Here is a 16989-nt window from a genome sequence, read left to right on the forward strand (position 1 = left end):
GAATAGGGTCCGGCATGGTCCATCCGCAGGCCCCGGAAGCCGCTGGTCCGGGACCATTCTTGGGAGGTTGAAAGGATGACCGATCGGGAGCGGCGTGCTGTTATCGTGGATAGCAGTTCCCAGGCATTCCTTAGGAGGTGATGTCCCTTGCAGCAGAATGGTTCCCAGGCCCGGCGCCCGGGTGCGGTCCCATCCATGGACCAGGCGCCAACGCTGCCCGGGCTGCGGCTTATGCGCCCCTTGGACCTGGGAGGCACCGCCGCCGTCTACTTGTACGAGCAGGAGGGGCTCAACCGACCCGTTGCGGTCAAGGTGGCCCTCCAAGGCAGCATGGACCAGCAGACCCATCAGCTCTTTCTGCGGGAGGCCAAGACCCTGGCCAAGCTCTCCACCCACCCCTGCATCCTGAGCATCCACCAGGCGCTGGTCAGCGATGACGGACGGGATTGCCTGGTGCTCGAATACGCTCCGGGCGGCAGCTGCAAGACCATCATGCTTCACGGGGGCATGGACCAGGAAGGCGTGCTGGACCTGGGGGTGCGCATGGCCTCGGCACTCTGCTGCGCCCATGAACGCGGAATCCTGCACCGGGACGTCAAACCCAGCAACTTCCTGATCACCGACCAGGGTCTGCCCGTCCTGGCCGACTTCGGCATTTCCGCAGGCATCTATGGAGACGAACGAGCCGGCGGGCTTTCCATACCCTGGGCGGCCCCGGAGGTCCTGGCGAACCGCTCGGGGGGATCAGAGGCCAGCGACATCTACTCCCTGGGGGCCTCGCTCTTCGGCATGCTGGCCGGCCGCTCCCCCTACGAATATGCCTACCGGGCCCGGGATGAGGATCACCTGGCCCAGCTGATCCTGACAGCGGAAACCCCGGTTCTGCACATGGGCGAGGCCTCCCCTATGCTGGCCGCCGTCCTGGAGAAGGCCATGGCCCATGACCGGGACGACCGCTACTACTCGGCGCTGGAGTTCGGGCGGGCCCTCCAGGAGGTCCAACAAGAGCTTTACGGCCATGCAACGCCCTTCATCGGCGAGGGAATCGGCCCCTACCCCACGGAGGATGTACGTTCACACTCCCGGACCGGAGACATTGCTGGCCGACCCATTGCAGGCCGAGGGGGAAAGCGACCAGAGAATAAGGAATCCGGCCACCCCTGGACTGGTGCACGGGCCAGCTCCCAACCGCGTCTGCGCCCAGACAGGGATGCGTTCGCCGACCATGAAGGCAGCCAGGCCAAGCGGTTTTTTGGCGGCCGCCGCCGTGTGGTCCTTTTGGGACTGATCCTCGCTGTCATCCTGGCCCTGGTACTGGTCTGGGCCCTGGTTGTCGGCCTGCCAAACAGATCCGAGCGTGGTTCACAGCCGACTACTACAGGTTCTTCCCAGGCCCAATCCCGACAGGCGCAGTCCCCGGACCCGACGGATTCGAGCGACCCCCAGGATCTGCAGGAGGGCCCGGTTCCCTCACCCACCCAGGGCCAAGGCCGCTACCAAGGCACCACGGCAGTTTTCACCTGGGCCAATCCCGACCCCAAACCGGGAGACACCTATGTCTGGCATCCCCTGGATCAGGGCGGCACCGGAGACCGTGGCCGCAGCGTGCAGACCCGACAGCCGGCCGCCCGTATCGACAGCCCACAGGGGGGTCAGACCTGCATCAGCGTCACCCTGGTGCGGGCCGACAGGAGCATGTCCCAGGAACCCACGATCATCTGCGCCGTCCAATGAGCCTTCGGTGGATGAATTTCCACATTCGACCACCCCGACTCTCACAGACCGCCAAGACCTGGCAAACCAGCTAAAATCAGTCGTCAGAGAGGGCATCGACGGCGGTCCGGGATCAATTAACCAACAAGGGCACAAGGTAAAGGTATAGGAAAGGTATAGGTCAGGCATCCTGGCCTGTGCGGCAGAACAGGAAAGGAACCCAGGGGATTATGGACTTGCAGGGACGCTTCCTGCGGATGCGCCGGGCCGGGCTGCGTCTGCGGCATGCCCTGGCCGTCCGCGCCAAGAACCCTGCCACCATCCTGGCCGTCACGCTGACGGCTCTGGTCCTGCTCATACTGGGCGCCTTGTTCATGCATGGAGTGGACCGCCGTGCCGTTCAGGTGGATGACGGCAGCATCTGGATCACCTCCGAAAACGAGCGCAAGGTCGCCCGGTTCAAGCCCGACATCGGCGAGGCGGACGTGGCCCTGTCGACAGGCACGGACCACTTCGACCTGGCCCAGAGCGGATACGCGGTCATCCTGGGCCGTGAAGGAGGCATGGCCCCAATAGCGGCCTCCACCGCCACACTGGGAGACACCACCCGATCGGATGCCAGGGTCCAGCGGATGGTCAACGGGCCCACTCTGGTCCTCTTCCAGGCGCGGACCGGCAAGGTCTGGGTTGGTCAGGCCACTTCTCCGGGAGATATGGACCAGCAGCGCCGCGACCCCGTGCTGACCCTGGGCTCCGGGGCCGCCGCTACCGTGGATGCCTCCGGAACCGTCTACGCCTACCGGCCCTCGGACGGGGTCGTGCTGAAAATCGACGGACCCGACTCCAGGGCCCATCGTGAGTTGGACTCCCTGACGGACCACACCCCCGTCCGGGCCAATGCATTCAGCGTCATTGGTGGAAGACCCGTCCTCCTGGCCGGCGATCGGCTTTACTGGCCCCAGGGATCCGTCCGGATACCGCACCGGGGAGACCTGCAGCTCCAGTCCACTCCTGTGGATATGGACCGCCAGGGACCCTGGGTGGGGCTGACCGATCAGGAAAGCGTCCACCTGGTTGATCTGGACCACCCCCGGAATCAGGTCGAGACCGTACGCACCGGGGGCAGCGGCCAACCCGCCCAGCCGGTCTCCTCGGGCGGATGCCTTTGGACGGCCTGGGCCTCCTCGGGAAGCAATTTCCTGCGCCTGTGCTCGACAGGGACAGCCGTGCCCCAGGTTCGGTCACCCCAGCCGCGCCCCACCACCCTGGAGGCCATCAGCCCAACCTCGGATCTGGTCTTTCGGGCCAACCACCGGAGGGTCATCCTCAACGACGTGCTGACCGGTGATGTTTGGAACCCGCAATCCTCCACCAAGGTGATCCGGCCACAGTGGCAGACCATGGAGGTCAAACACACAGACAAAACCGATCAGCGCCAGGACTCGGCCGACAATCGCCAGCGGTTCGCGGCCACCTGTCGATCAGGCTCCCAACCCATCCAGGCCGAGGACGACAGCCTGGGCATTCGTGCCGGTTCCAGAGCCCTGCTGGATCCCTTGCGCAACGATCGGCAGACCGACTGCTCGGTTCTGCGAATCGAGGATGCGCGCAGCTCGCAGGGCAATCTGCGCCTGACTCCGGTCATGAACGGCCGCTACCTGCAGGTGGATGCCAGCGACGCACCTGCCGGCCGGGCTCGAATCAACTACTCCATCACCGACGGCCGCGGCCAGGTCTCCTCGGCTGGCATCGACCTGAACATCGCCCCGGCCAAGATGGATCGAGGCGACCAAGCACCGGTCCAGAACGATACCCCACCCGAGTATGAGGTGGAGCAGGGCGCCACGACAACCGTCAACGCTCTGGCCGGCTTCGAGGATCCCGACGGAGACCCGCTGACACTGGTCGGTGCCGAATCCGTGAACTCCGATCGAATATCCCTTTCCACCAGGGCTGATGGGCAGCTGACCATGAGCGCTGGGTCGGCCACTTCCGCTCGGCTGGCTGTCAAAGTCACCGTTTCGGACGGACTCATGAGTGGCCAGGGACTCATCTATTTCACCGTCCGACCCGTCAACACCCTGGCCCCACTGGTCGATCCGGTCATCCGCCAGGCCACTCCCGGCCGAGAGGTAACCGTGGACCTGAGCAGGAGCGTGCATGCCAATGCCGCTCAGCCCCTCCGCCTGGTCCGGGTCGACAAGCCCGATGGGATCCAGGTGGAGGTCAACGCCGAGAGCCTTTCCTTCACCGCCACCGCCGCCAACCCGGGCACCTATTATGTGCCCTACCGGGTGGCCCAAGGCGACCAGGAGGCCCAGGGGCTGGTCAGGCTGGAGGTGGAACACGACCAGGGCGGATCCGCGCCGCCGGTTCCTGTCAACGACGTGGCCCTGCTTGGGGCCGACCAGACCGCCATCGTCGATCCGCTCGACAACGACCTGGATCCCATGGGTGGAGTGCTGGCCCTGACCGATGTGCGCGTGGACCCGGACTCCGGCATCAAGGTCGGCATCGTGGACCACCGTCGGGTCTATCTGTCAGCCAGAAAAATTCCCACACGCCCACTGAGCATCGCCTACACTGTCGCCAACGCAGAGGGCAGCGCTCAGGGGACCATCGTCCTGCAGCCCCCTTCCCTGAGCAGGGCAGCCTCGGCTCCCAAAGCCCCGAATCTGACGGTTGGGGTCCGATCATCGGGCCTGGTCACGGTTCCGGTCATGGACAAGGTCGCCCACGCTGACGGGACCAGCGTCACCCTGGACCAGCAGCTGACAACGGACCAACGGACCTTTGCAGGCCTGACCTTCGTGTCCGGGGATACGGTCAGGTATCAGGCCAGCGAGCGCACCGGGGACTTCCCGGTCACCTATACGGTCAGGGATGATCTGGGCAACGCAGCCTCTGGCACCATCACCTTCCGGGTGCATGCCTCCGACCCCGCCAGCAAGCCCGCACCCACCCCCAAGGACCTGCGGGCCCAGGTGGCTGCCGGGACCAAGGTACGCATCCCCGTCCCGCTGACCGGCATCGATCCGGATGGAGACTGTGACACCCTGTCCGGCTTGGGCAACCAGGCGCCCAGGCTGGGAAGGATTGTCAAAGCCGGGGCCGACTACCTGATCTATGAGGCCTATCCCGACTCGCACGGCACCGACGAGTTCACCTACGCCGTGGAGGACTGGGTGGGGCAGCGTGCCCAGGCGCGCGTCCGTATCGGTGTCTTCCCCGACTCGTCAGTGACCGGAGTCTTCGCCCGGGACGACAAGGTCAGGCTGCGGCCTGGGACCGTCGCCGACGTACCGGTCCTGCTCAACGACATCTCCGGGGACGACGACCCCCTGAGCCTGGACCCCCACCTGGAGCGCCAGGGGCTGGACCAGGCCAGTACAGAGGACGACATGATCCGGCTGACTGCTCCTTCGCAGCCAGGCACCTCCTATCTGGTCTACGGGGCACGAAACCGGGCAGGGCTGAGCGACCAGGCCACCCTGACCGTGGTCTCGGATCCCCAGGCCCCCATCCAGCCGCCCATAGCCCAGGATTACCAGGTGGCTCCCGAGGACACGGTGGATAAGCGCAGTGTGGAAGTCAATCTGGCCGACTCCATCAGTAACCCGTCCGGCACCCTCGATGACCTGCGCCTTGGGATTCATCCCAGCGCCCGTGCCCATGCCAGGATCGTGGGCGAAGCCGGCTCCACCAAGCTGGTCATCGACCTGACCGACCAGGCCAGGGCGGTGCCCTACACCGTGACCAACACCCGGTACAAGATCACTTCAATGGCCTTTGTGAAGGTCCCCGCCTACGGGGTATTCCCCCCGATGCTAAGACCCCGGGCTCCGGCTCTGAAAGTGCGGGCCGGGCAGAGCATCACCATCGACATCGCCGACCAAGTCAGGGTGGGCGCAGGCAAGACCGCACGGATCGCCTCCCGCCAGTCCGTCTCGGCCACCAAGTCCGACGGATCCGACCCCTACGTAGACGAGCACACCCTGAAGTTCACCGCCGCCAGGAACTATGCCGGCCCAGCCTCACTGACCTTTGCCGTCCGTGACGGGGATCCAGGGGGCCAGGCCATCGTCAACGAGTCGGTACTGACCCTGCCCATCACCGTGGTAGGCGGCAGAGCCTCCCCGCCGGTCCTTTCTGCACCGGTCATCGATCTGGAGGCCGGGGAGCCGGCACAGACCATCTCCCTGACCGCCATGATCCGCTGGCCCCAGGGAAGCGACCCGGCCGACAGCACCTTCTCCTCCGGGGACCCACAGGGGCCGATCCATGCCAAGCTGAGTCCTCGGGGCCAACTGAACGTAGCCGCCGACAAGACCGCGACGCCCGGCACCAAGGCCACACTGCCGGTGACCATCACCAGTTCCTCCGGCGATGTGCATACGGTCCTGGTCTTCCGCATCGTCGCCACCACCCGACCCCTGGCTTCGGTCCCCTCGCGTCAGCTAGGGCTCAAGGCCGGGCAGAGTCTGGAACTGGACCTGTTCGACGGCGCCCTCAACCCCTTCCCTGACACTCCGCTACGCTTGGTCGGCCTGGTCAGCGACGACACCTCACGACTGACAGCCACCAGCCTGGGCGACGGAAGAATCGCCATCAAAGCCGATCGCGACATCGGCGCCTCCACCAACACCATTCTGGCCACGATCGAGGATGGCAGCCGGGATCCGGGACGCCGGGTCAGCGCCACCATCACCGTGGGCATCATCGACCGCCCGCAGGCCCCCAGAATGCTGGCAGGCGCCGCCCAGGCAGGCGACGGAACGGTTCTCCTGTCCTGGGAGCCGGGCGCAGTCAACGGCAGTCCGGTGGACGAGTACCGGGTCACCTACACCTCATCGGCAGGCTCCGGACAACGCTCCTGCGGCAATGCAGTCACCTGTCGAATCGACGGACTGGCCAACGGCCATGACTACTCATTCACAGTCCAAGCCCACAACCAGGTCGGCTGGTCCCCCGCCTCCTCGCCGGCGGCAGCCAGACCTGATGCGCTTCCCGGAGGCGTGCAGGCACTGACCGTGGACGGCGGCAGCAAGGAAACCCTGACCGTCACCTGGCGTCCGCCGGAGAATCATGGCTCACCCATCCAGGGCTATACGGTCCACGGCGAGGGTTCCGGATGCGGTTCGCAGCGATGGCGGTCGGCCACCGCCACCAAGGCGGTCTTCGACGTGGACCATGACGAGGCAGGAGGCACCTGCACAGTGAGTGTGACCCCCGCCAATATGGCCGGATCAGGACCTGTGGCCTCAGCCTCTGGAGCCACCTGGTCGCATCCAGATCCGCCTGCATTCCAGACTTTGGAGTACCAGGGCAAGGACCAGGTCAAGCTGGTCCTGAACCCCGGTTCCGAACACGGCCGACCCTGCGCAGATATCCAGGTGAGCATCGATGGCCTCGACACCGACAAGGCTTCCTGGACCCTGCCCTGCAACCAGCCGGAGGTCAGTGAAGTCATCACCCTGCCCGCCGGGTCAACCAAAGCGGGCGCCACGCTGAACTTCCGGGCGGTCGCCCGCATCCGTGGGGTGGGATCCGAAGGCCATTCGCCCGCCGCCACCAAGGAGCTGACCCTGCCCAAGGATGCCGACAAGCCAAGCGACAAGACCCTTAACCCGTCAGTGGTCCCCTCAGCAGACAAGGATGAATGACCATGGATGAACGAAACGCACAGGAACCCATCCAGCAGGACGGCACCATCCCCGATGACGCGACCAGGAGGAGTACCCCCAAGGCCGCCCGCGAAGCAGGCAGCAAAGGCCGACGGATCCCTGCCGACCGACTGGATGTACTGAAGCGACAGCGCCAGGCCCTCATGGCCGGTCTGGGCCAGCAGGAATCCTCCCAGGCGATGAGCGACGACCGGACCCGCCCCGGCCGCATCCCTGTGGCTGCCAGGCAGGAAAGGACTCAGGAGTCCGAGGCGGAATCCGTCCCATCGGATCGCACCATGGTGGAAGACGGGACCATCCCCGTCCACCAGCCGGTCCGTGACCTGTTCACCCGGTCCTCATCAACCCCTGCCAGGCCCGACCTCGTCGATGTCACCGATCAGTCCCGACACCCCCAACTGGAGCGGATCTCGGCTCCCAGATACGAAGTCAGGACCGACGAACCCAGGGGAGCAGAAAAGACCGGTCAGAACCAACGGTCTTTCACCGAAGCAGGAGATCAGGCAGAAGAGGCCAGGCGGAAGAGACGATCAGACCAAGCAGGAGGCAGCAGCCAGGCAGTAGACCGCAGCCAAGCCGCCGTGGATGTGTCGACCTTCGCCAGCCTCTTCCGCTCCATAGTCGACAACGTCGGCCAGGCGGTGCTGGGCAAGGAGGAGACCATCGCCCTGTGCGTCACCGCCCTGATCGCAGGAGGCCATGTGCTCCTGGAGGACAATCCGGGCACCGGCAAGACCCAGCTGTCACGGGCACTGGCCGCCTCAATCGCCGTGGACTGCAAGCGGATCCAGTTCACCCCCGACCTGCTGCCCTCCGATCTGCTGGGCGTGACCTTCTACGACCAGTCTCAAGGACGATTCTCCTTCCGGCCCGGGCCGGTCTTCGCCTCCCTGGTTCTGGCTGACGAGATCAACCGAGCCTCCCCCAAGACCCAGTCGGCCCTGCTGGAGGTCATGGAGGAGGGCCAGGTGACCGTGGATGGCCGTACCTACCGCCTCCCCCGGCCATTCATGGTTATGGCCACCCAGAATCCTATCGAGCAGCTGGGCACCTATGCCCTGCCCGAAGCTCAGATGGACCGCTTTCTGATTCGCACCTCGCTTGGGGCACCGGGGCACGATGCCAGCATGCGCATTCTTCAAGAGGCCGACATCCGCGACCGGGCTGGCCTGGTCGAACCGGTGGTCGATGCCGGTCAGGTGGAGGCCATGGCCGCCTGCGCCTCCAAGGTCTTCTGCGATTCCTCCATCATGGAATACGTCATCCGCATCATCGAAGCCACACGACACAGCTCCGCCATCCGGGTCGGCTCCTCCATCAGAGGCGGACTGGCTCTGGTCCGTTGCGCCAGGATCCGGGCCTGCGCTCAGGGCCGCGACTACGTGATCCCCGACGATGTCAAGGACCTGGTCGATCCCGTTCTGGCCCACCGGCTGATTCTGACCGCCCAGAGCAGGCTGGCGGACATGGATGAACACCAGGCGCTGGCCGAAGCCCTGGCCAAGGTCCCCGTCCCCACAGGAGAGCAGTGAGCCATGACCGCCTTCGCCCGCCGACCTGCCCCGGAGGCAAGACCGGCATCCTCGACAGAATCCAGACAGGTCTTGCGAACCCTGGCCGCTGACCTGTGGCAGTCGATCACTGCCCTGGGCCGGGCCATGGCTCTGGCCGCACTCCTGTGCGCTTTGGCCTTCGTCCCTACAGGCTGGCGTGAACTGCTGGCGGGCACTTTGCTGGGCGCGGGCATGCTTTTGCTGGGATTGCTGATGAGCCTGGGCAACCTGTCCTGTAGCGCTGTGACGAGTCTGGACCAGGGCCGTCTGGAGGTGGGCGGCCAGGCCGAGCTGGTCCTGGTTCTGACCAATCCGGGCAGCCGTTCCACCCGCCGTGGCCGAATCGGTCTGGCTCTAGGCCAAGGAACCATCATGGCCTCGTTGCCGGCCCTGGCTCCCGGCCAGAGTCACCAGATCCGCTTGAAGCTGGAAGCCAGGTCCCGTGGGGTGATCGACCTGGGTCCGGTGACCATGGAGGCGGGGGATCCGCTGGGGCTCATCCGACGCCGTCGGATCCTGACCGGCGCCCGAAAACTCTACATCCATCCCCGCACGGTGGCCCTGCCGCCCCTTCAAGCCGGACTGGAACGCGATCTGGAGGGGGATCCTGGTCCCGGCATTGTCGATGACGACCTGGAATTCCATGCCCTCCGCCCCTATGCGCCGGGCGACGATGTGAAACGGGTCCACTGGCTGTCCACTGCCCGGGCCGGCACCCTGATGATCCGCCAGTACGAGCCCACCCTGCGCACCAGAACCGAACTGATCCTGGACGGCCAGGCTGCCTCCTACCGGAATGCGGATGAGTTCGAGCTGGCAGTTGAACTCTTCGCCTCCCTGGGCTGCCGATGCCTGCTTGATGGCCGTCGTCTGCAAGCGCTGGCCCCGGAACCTGACGATTCCGATGCCCATGGAACCATCCTGCCCACGGAGAATCCCCGGAGCTTTCTGGATGCCTGCAGTGCCATCCGCCCCAGCCAGAACAGTTATGGCAAGCCTGACCTGGCTGACGCTCCCGAGCGCAACAGCCTGACCATTCTGGTGACCGGTTCGCTGGGCGACCGTCAGCCCTCTACCTTGATGGGCGATTCGGCCCAGAGCACCTCCCATGCCATGTTGCTGGCTGCCGACCTGGATGCCCGTCCAAGTCTGCAGACGCAGCCGGGCCTGGTCAACGCCGTTCTGGGCAACATGAGGGACCTTCCCATCCTCTTGGAGACCCAGCCATGAGCACATCTGCATCATGGACGGAGCAAGCCCAGAGGGAGCCGATTCGCCTGATTGACAGGGCAGGTCTGCAATCCACTGTCGACCCGACCATGCGCCGCTCCCCAATCATTCTGGTCGCCGCATTGGCGCCCCTCGATCTGCTGGCCGGACTGCAGCTGCTGCCGGTCTACGGCAGTCTGCCTTTCTGGCTGACAGTGGGAGCCGCAGCCTGCCTGACCGGACTGCTGATCGCCCTGCTCCCCCGCCGCGGCATTGCCACAGCCCTCCTGCAACCTCTGCTGCTGATTGCGGCCCAATTCCTGCTGGGCCCCATCCTCGCTCTGAACGGAACCACCCTGGCCCATGTCCTGCCCACCTGGACGACCCTGACACAAGGGTGGTCAGCCACCTTCGGCGCTTTCAAGACCCTGGCAGCCATCGATCCACCACTTGGTCAGGAAGCCGGCGGGCTGATGGCCCTATGGACGTTGATGCTCTGGACCTGTTATCTGGCCGTGCTGCTGGCCCGTCAGGGCCTGGGCCGCAATCCGGGACGGCCGGAGCATCCCGTGGCCGTCCTGACAGCCACCCTACCCATCCTGGCCACCATGGCCGTCTCAGCCGCCCTAGGAACCAGCAGCGGTCTCCACCCGGCGTTGACGGGCGGCATCCTCTGGCTGCTCCTGCTGATCTGGTGCGCCAGCGGACTGGGTCTGCTGCGTCTGCAAGGACTCGCATCCACTCTTGTGACCCTGACATTGGCAGCCGGACTGATTTTCTCCGCTGGACTCCTGCCCGCCCCGCCGCGGCTGGTCATTCGTGACCATTATCAGCCCCCTATGGACCCCTACCAGTTCACCAGCCCCTTGAGCGATTACCGCGCCTATATCAAACGCCACCGGGACGAAACCCTGGTCACAGTTCGCAACCTGCCCGCCGGCACGACGGTCCGAATGGCCGTCATGGACCGTTATGACGGCAAGGTCTGGAACCTGTCCGATTCCTCAGGCGCAGGAGCCGCCGACTACCGGCGCATCGGCGCCCAGATCCGCACAGAAACCCAGCAGGGGAAGACCAAAGACGGCGAACAGACCGGACGCTCTTTTACCGCGACCTTTCTGATTCGGAAGGGATTCGACCACGCCTGGCTGCCCTCCGCCGGACAGGTCGACGGCATCGATACGGATCAGGGCCTGCAACGGAAGAACATCTACTTCAACAAGGCCACAGACACCGCACTGGCCGATCAGGCCCTGCAGGCCGGTGCCGAGTATGTAGTGCACGGCGTGGCCGAAGACCGACCCGCAACCCGCCGCATAGCCGACAGCGATCCGGGGGATGCACAGGTGCCTCCCCTGGCGGATGCCCCTGAGAGTCTGCCCAAGGCGGCGGCCTCCATGACCTCCATGCAGGCGCGCGGCGGTGCCAGAGCGCTGGCCATCGAGGAGCGGCTGCACCGGGAGGGATGGTTCTCCCATGGTCTGGCCGGCGACTATCCCTCGCCCTCCGGGCATGGCGACTATCGGATCAATCAGCTCCTGCAGGGCCAGGCAATGGTTGGTGACAGCGAACAATACGCCTCGGCCATGGCCCTCCTGGCCCGGCAGATGGGTCTGCCATCCCGGGTGGTCCTGGGATTCGTGCCCAAGAACCGCGATGGCTCCATCAGCCGGGCAAGGACCAGGACCCAGGCGGACGGGAGCACCCGAATCGACTTCACAGGACGCGATGCCCAGGCCTGGGTGGAGGTCAATCTGAAGGGACTCGGGTGGATCCCCTTCTACCCCACGCCACCGGAGACCAAGACCCCGGACAAGTCACTGGATTCCACCCCGCCCGATCCGCGCACCCTGGTCCGCCAGCCGCCTCCCCCGCTGGTCGATCCTCCCCGTGACGACCGGACCACCCAGGGTCGAACCACCGTTGGCGGGCAGGACGCATCCCGGCAGTCTTCGCCCTCCTTCTGGAAGCGGTACGGACCCCTGATAGCCAAAGTGACGCTCTGGACCATGCCGCTCTGGTTGCCTGCTCTGCTGGTTTTGCTCCTGCTGGCGGTCAAGTCCTGGCTGCGCCGACGGGCCCGGTCGACCGGCGACCCGAAGACACGTATCCGTGCCGGCTGGCGACAAATCAGCAACCTAGGCAGGCAGACCGGTCTTTCCCTGGACGGCACCCGTAGCGAGCAGGAGGCTCTGATCACCCGGAACCTGCTGACCGACCCCACAGGGTCTTCGTCGGCCGGACTGTGCGGCGATCTGGATCGACTGCGCAGCATGGCCGATCAGGCCTCCTTCGACCGGCACCCTTCGGATGAGCAGGAGGCCGAGGACTGCTGGCAGCTGGTGGACAAGCTTCGATCCGCCATCCTGACATCCCTGCCACGAACGCGACGCTGGCGCACCCTGCTTTCCCCCAGGCACCTGCGCTGACCTGCTGCCAATAACCTGGACCCCGAGAAAAACAAAACGAGGGCCCGTGCAATCGTTGAGATCACACGGGCCCTCATCTGGTATCACGTAACCTGCAGTAACCTGCAGCCGAATCCGCCAGGCCGGGTCATCCGGCCCAAGCGGATCTGCGGCTACTGGCCGTGCTCGCGCTCACTGGTTGGAGTGCTGGTCCTCCGAGGAGGAGAAGGTGGCTGAACCAGGCTGCTGGGACGGCTTCTGATCGGAGTCACTGCCATCGGCGGCATCCGGGAATCCCGTGCCTGTGGCAGCCGTCTGATCGCCGGCCTCAGCTGACGGATCCTGTACGTTGGGGGTGTCCAGATGGCTCTGGCCACCCTGGTCGTTGAGGAAGTCGTCCGGGTTGAAGTCGTCGCCCAGCTTCAGGTCCCCGAAGTCGATGTTGGAGAAGTCCACATCGTTCAGGTCGGCGTCGCTCAGATCCACGTCGCCGCCACCCAGGCCAAAGTTGGGATAGATGGTGTCGCGGATTGCCTTGTCGGGCTCCACGGTGGCGTTGCGGTACCTGGCTAGGCCGGTGCCGGCAGGGATCAGCTTGCCGATGATCACGTTCTCCTTGAGGCCCTTCAGGTCGTCGACCTTCTGGTTCAGAGCGGCCTCGGTGAGCACGCGGGTCGTCTCCTGGAAGGAGGCGGCCGACAGCCAGGAGTCGGTGGCCAGGGAGGCCTTGGTGATGCCCATGAGCTCGGGGCGTCCTGCGGCCGGCTTGCCTCCGGCCTTGACGGCCTTCATATTGGCGGCCTTGAACTTGGCCTGGTCGACCAGCTCGCCGGGCAGCAGGTCGGTGTCGCCCGAGTCGATGACCGTCACACGGCGGAGCATCTGGTGGACGATGACCTCGATGTGCTTGTCGTGGATGTCCACGCCCTGGGAGCGGTAGACCGTGTGCACCTCGTTGACGATGTTCACCTGGGCGGCGCGCGGGCCGAGGATGCGCAGGATCTTCTTGGGATCCACGGAGCCCTCGATCAGCTGGGTGCCTGCCTCGACGTGCTGTCCATCCTTGACCATCATGGGCGCACGGCGGGTGACCGGGTAGGTCAGCGCCTCCACGGAGGTGTCGTCGGGGGTCAGGGTCACCTGACGGCCGCGGTCGGTGTCCTCCACCTTGACGGTGCCGGGGAACTCCGCGATGGGAGCCTCGCCCTTGGGGGTACGGGCCTCGAAGAGCTCGGTGACACGGGGAAGACCCTGGGTGATGTCGGAGGCCGAAGCCACACCGCCGGAGTGGAAGGAACGCAGCGTCAGCTGGGTGCCGGGCTCGCCGATGGACTGGGCGGCCACAATACCCACGGCCTCGCCGACGTCCACCAGCTTGTTGGTGGCCAGGGACCAGCCGTAGCATTTGGCGCACACCCCGCGGGTGGACTCGCAGGTCAGGACCGAACGGGCCTTGACCTCCTCCACGCCGTGGGCGACCATGTCGCGCAGCACATCCATGGACAGGGCGTCGCCGCGCTTGTAGAGCACGGTCTTGCCATCCTTGGGGTCGATGACGTCGGCGGCCAGGAGCCTGGAGTAGGGTCCGCCGTCGGCGGCCTTGACCAGGACCAGGTTGCCCTGCTCGTCGCGCTCGGCCACCTTCATGGTCAGACCGCGCATGGTGCCGCAGTCCTCCTCGCGCACGATCACGTCCTGGGAGACGTCGACCAGACGACGGGTCAGGTAGCCCGACTCGGCGGTACGCAGTGCGGTGTCGGCCAGACCCTTGCGGGCACCGTGCTGGGAGATGAAGTACTCCAGCACCGACAGACCGTCGTGGTAGTTGGACTTGACCGGTCGAGGAATGATCTCGCCCTTGGGGTTGGCCACCAGGCCTCGCATACCGGCGATTTGGCGGATCTGCATCCAGTTGCCTCGTGCCCCGGACTGGACCATGATGTTCACGTTGTTGTCCGGAGTGAAGTGCTTCTGCATGGCGTCAGCCACCTTGTCGGTGCACTCGGTCCACAGGTTGATCAGCTCCTGACGGCGCTCATCGTCGGTCAGCAGACCCATGTCGTACTGGGAGTTGACCTTGGCGGCCTGCCCCTGGTACTCGTTGACGATCTCGCCGCGCTCGGGCGGCACCACGATGTCGGAGAAGGCCATGGTCACGCCGGACCACTGGGCCCTGGTGAAGCCCAGATCCTTCAGGGCATCCAGGGTGGCCGCCACCTGGGCGGTCGAGTACCGGGTGGCGATGTCGTCCACGATGCCTGACAGCTTGCCCTTGGGCACCTGCTCGTTGATGAAGGGGTAGTCCACAGGCAGCGTCCGGTTGAACAGGACCCGCCCATAGTTGGTGGCGAAGAGCCTGGAACCGTCCTTGAAGACCTCTTCCTTGACCACGTCAGGGCTGCCGGGCTCGGGGTCGACAACCTTGAGGTCGCCGGGCTCCCAGTTCTTGGGCATGACGAAGTCGGCAGGGACCCGCAGCAGGATCTTGGCCTGCATGTCGATCTCTCCCAGATCCAGGGCCATCCGGGCCTCGGCCAGGCTGGAGAAGATCCGGCCCTGGCCCTTGGCACCGTCAACCACGGTGGTCAGGTAGTACAGACCCAGAATCATGTCCTGGGAGGGCATGGTGACCGTGTGGCCGTCGGCGGGCTTGAGGATGTTGTCGGAGGCCAGCATGAGCGAACGGGCCTCAGCCTGGGCCTCTGCCGATAGGGGCAGGTGGACTGCCATCTGGTCGCCGTCGAAGTCGGCGTTGAAGGCCGCGCAAGCCAGCGGGGGCAGGTGGATGGCCTTGCCCTCGACCAGGATGGGCTCGAAGGCCTGGATGCCCAGACGGTGCAGCGTAGGCGCACGGTTGAGCAGGACGGGGTGCTCGGAGATGACCTCCTCCAGCACGCCCCAGACCTCGGGGTCGCCGCGGTCGACCAGACGCTTGGCGCTCTTCATGTTCTGCGCGTAGTTGAGGTCCACCAGCCGCTTGATGACGAAGGGCTTGAAGAGCTCCAGGGCCATGGGCTTGGGCAGGCCGCACTGGTGCATGCGCAGGGAGGGCCCGACCACGATCACGGAACGGCCGGAGTAGTCCACACGCTTGCCCAGCAGGTTCTGACGGAAGCGGCCCTGCTTGCCCTTGAGCATATCTGCCAGGGACTTGAGCGGACGGTTGGAGGCTCCGGTGACGGGGCGGCCACGACGGCCGTTGTCGAAGAGGGAGTCCACAGCCTCCTGGAGCATGCGCTTCTCGTTGTTGAGCATGATCTCGGGGGCGCCCAGCTCGATCAGACGCTTGAGCCTGTTGTTGCGGTTGATGACGCGCCGGTAGAGGTCGTTCAGGTCGGAGGTGGCGAAACGGCCGCCGTCCAGCTGCACCATGGGGCGCAGGTCGGGCGGAATGACCGGGACGACATCCAGGACCATGGCCTCGGGCTTGTTGCCGGTGTTCAGGAAGGCGGAGACCACCTTGAGCCGCTTCAGGGCACGGGCCTTGCGCTGGCCCGAGCCGGTGTCGATCTCGTGGCGGAGCTCCTTGGCGGCAGCCTCCAGGTCGAAGTCCTGCAGGCGCTTCTTGATGGCCTCGGCACCCATGCAGCCCTCGAAGTAGTCACCATAGCGGTCCTGCATCTCCCGCCACAGATCCACATCGCCTTCCATGTCGCCGGGCTTCAGGGTCTTGAAGCGGTCGAAGACGGCGGTGATCCGCTGGATCTGGTCGTCGTAGCGCTTGCGGATGGCGGTCATGTCCCGCTCGGCCCCGTTGCGCAGACGTGCCTTCATGGAGCCCTTGACCTCGTCGGTCTTCTCCAGCTCGGCCAGGTCCTCCTCCAGCTTCTTGGCGCGCTTGTCGATCTCCAGGTCGCGCTTCTTCTCCAGCTGGTTGATTTCGTTGTCGAACTCGTCCTGCAGGTCAGGCAGATCCTTGTGGCGCTGCTCCTCATCCACCTTGGTGACCATGTAGGCCGCGAAGTAGATGACCTTCTCCAGGTCCTTGGGCGCGATGTCCAGCAGGTATCCCAGCCGGGAGGGCACGCCCTTGAAGAACCAGATGTGGGTGACGGGGGCGGCCAGCTCGATGTGGCCCATACGTTCGCGGCGGACGCGGGAGCGGGTGACCTCAACGCCGCAGCGTTCGCAGACGATCCCCTTGAAGCGCACGCGCTTGTATTTGCCGCAGGCGCATTCCCAGTCGCGGGTGGGTCCGAAGATCTGCTCGCCGAACAGGCCGTCCTTCTCGGGCTTCAAGGTACGGTAGTTGATGGTTTCGGGTTTCTTGACCTCGCCATAGCTCCAGCCGCGGATGTCGTCGGCCGTGGCCAGTCCGATTCTCAGTTTGTCAAATGCATTGACGTCCAGCACTCTGTGTCCTGTCTCTGATCTTGTAACTGCTCTGAAGTTTGCCTCTTGGCGGGATGCCCTTCAGGCGGG

The 16989-nt window shown here is 65.4% G+C and carries 6 protein-coding genes; 5 read left to right on the top strand and 1 reads right to left on the bottom strand.

What is annotated here, in order from left to right; all coding sequences use genetic code 11:
• Positions 1-147 precede the first annotated feature (147 nt).
• The 5 genes from H3U90_RS01640 (at position 148) to H3U90_RS01660 (ending at position 12588) form a co-directional block, all read left to right on the top strand.
• A complete protein-coding gene (locus tag H3U90_RS01640; RefSeq protein WP_198176791.1) occupies positions 148-1734 on the top strand; it encodes a serine/threonine-protein kinase in 1587 nt (528 codons plus the stop codon).
• A 209-nt stretch (positions 1735-1943) separates the two neighbouring features.
• Entirely contained in the window at positions 1944-7376 is a 5433-nt protein-coding gene (locus H3U90_RS01645) for an Ig-like domain-containing protein (RefSeq protein WP_198176792.1), read from the top strand.
• Between the two features lie 2 nt (positions 7377-7378).
• Positions 7379-8929, top strand: coding sequence for an AAA family ATPase (locus H3U90_RS01650; RefSeq protein ID WP_232340526.1), 1551 nt, complete (start codon positions 7379-7381; stop codon positions 8927-8929).
• A gap of 3 nt (positions 8930-8932) precedes the next feature.
• Positions 8933-10180: a DUF58 domain-containing protein gene (locus tag H3U90_RS01655; protein WP_198176793.1), complete on the top strand. Its 1248-nt coding sequence runs from the start codon at positions 8933-8935 to the stop codon at positions 10178-10180.
• On the top strand, positions 10177-12588 hold the full coding sequence (locus tag H3U90_RS01660) for a transglutaminase-like domain-containing protein (protein ID WP_198176794.1): 2412 nt from the start codon (positions 10177-10179) through the stop codon (positions 12586-12588). Before H3U90_RS01655 ends, H3U90_RS01660 begins: the two co-directional genes overlap by 4 nt.
• A 171-nt stretch (positions 12589-12759) precedes the next feature.
• Here the strand turns inward: H3U90_RS01660 and H3U90_RS01665 are convergent, their stop codons facing one another.
• A complete protein-coding gene (locus tag H3U90_RS01665) occupies positions 12760-16920 on the bottom strand; it encodes a DNA-directed RNA polymerase subunit beta' (RefSeq protein WP_198176795.1) in 4161 nt (1386 codons plus the stop codon).
• Between the last annotated feature and the right edge of the window lie 69 nt (positions 16921-16989).

The organism is Bifidobacterium sp. W8103 (assembly GCF_016100775.1).
GTDB lineage: Bacteria > Actinomycetota > Actinomycetes > Actinomycetales > Bifidobacteriaceae > Bombiscardovia > Bombiscardovia choladohabitans.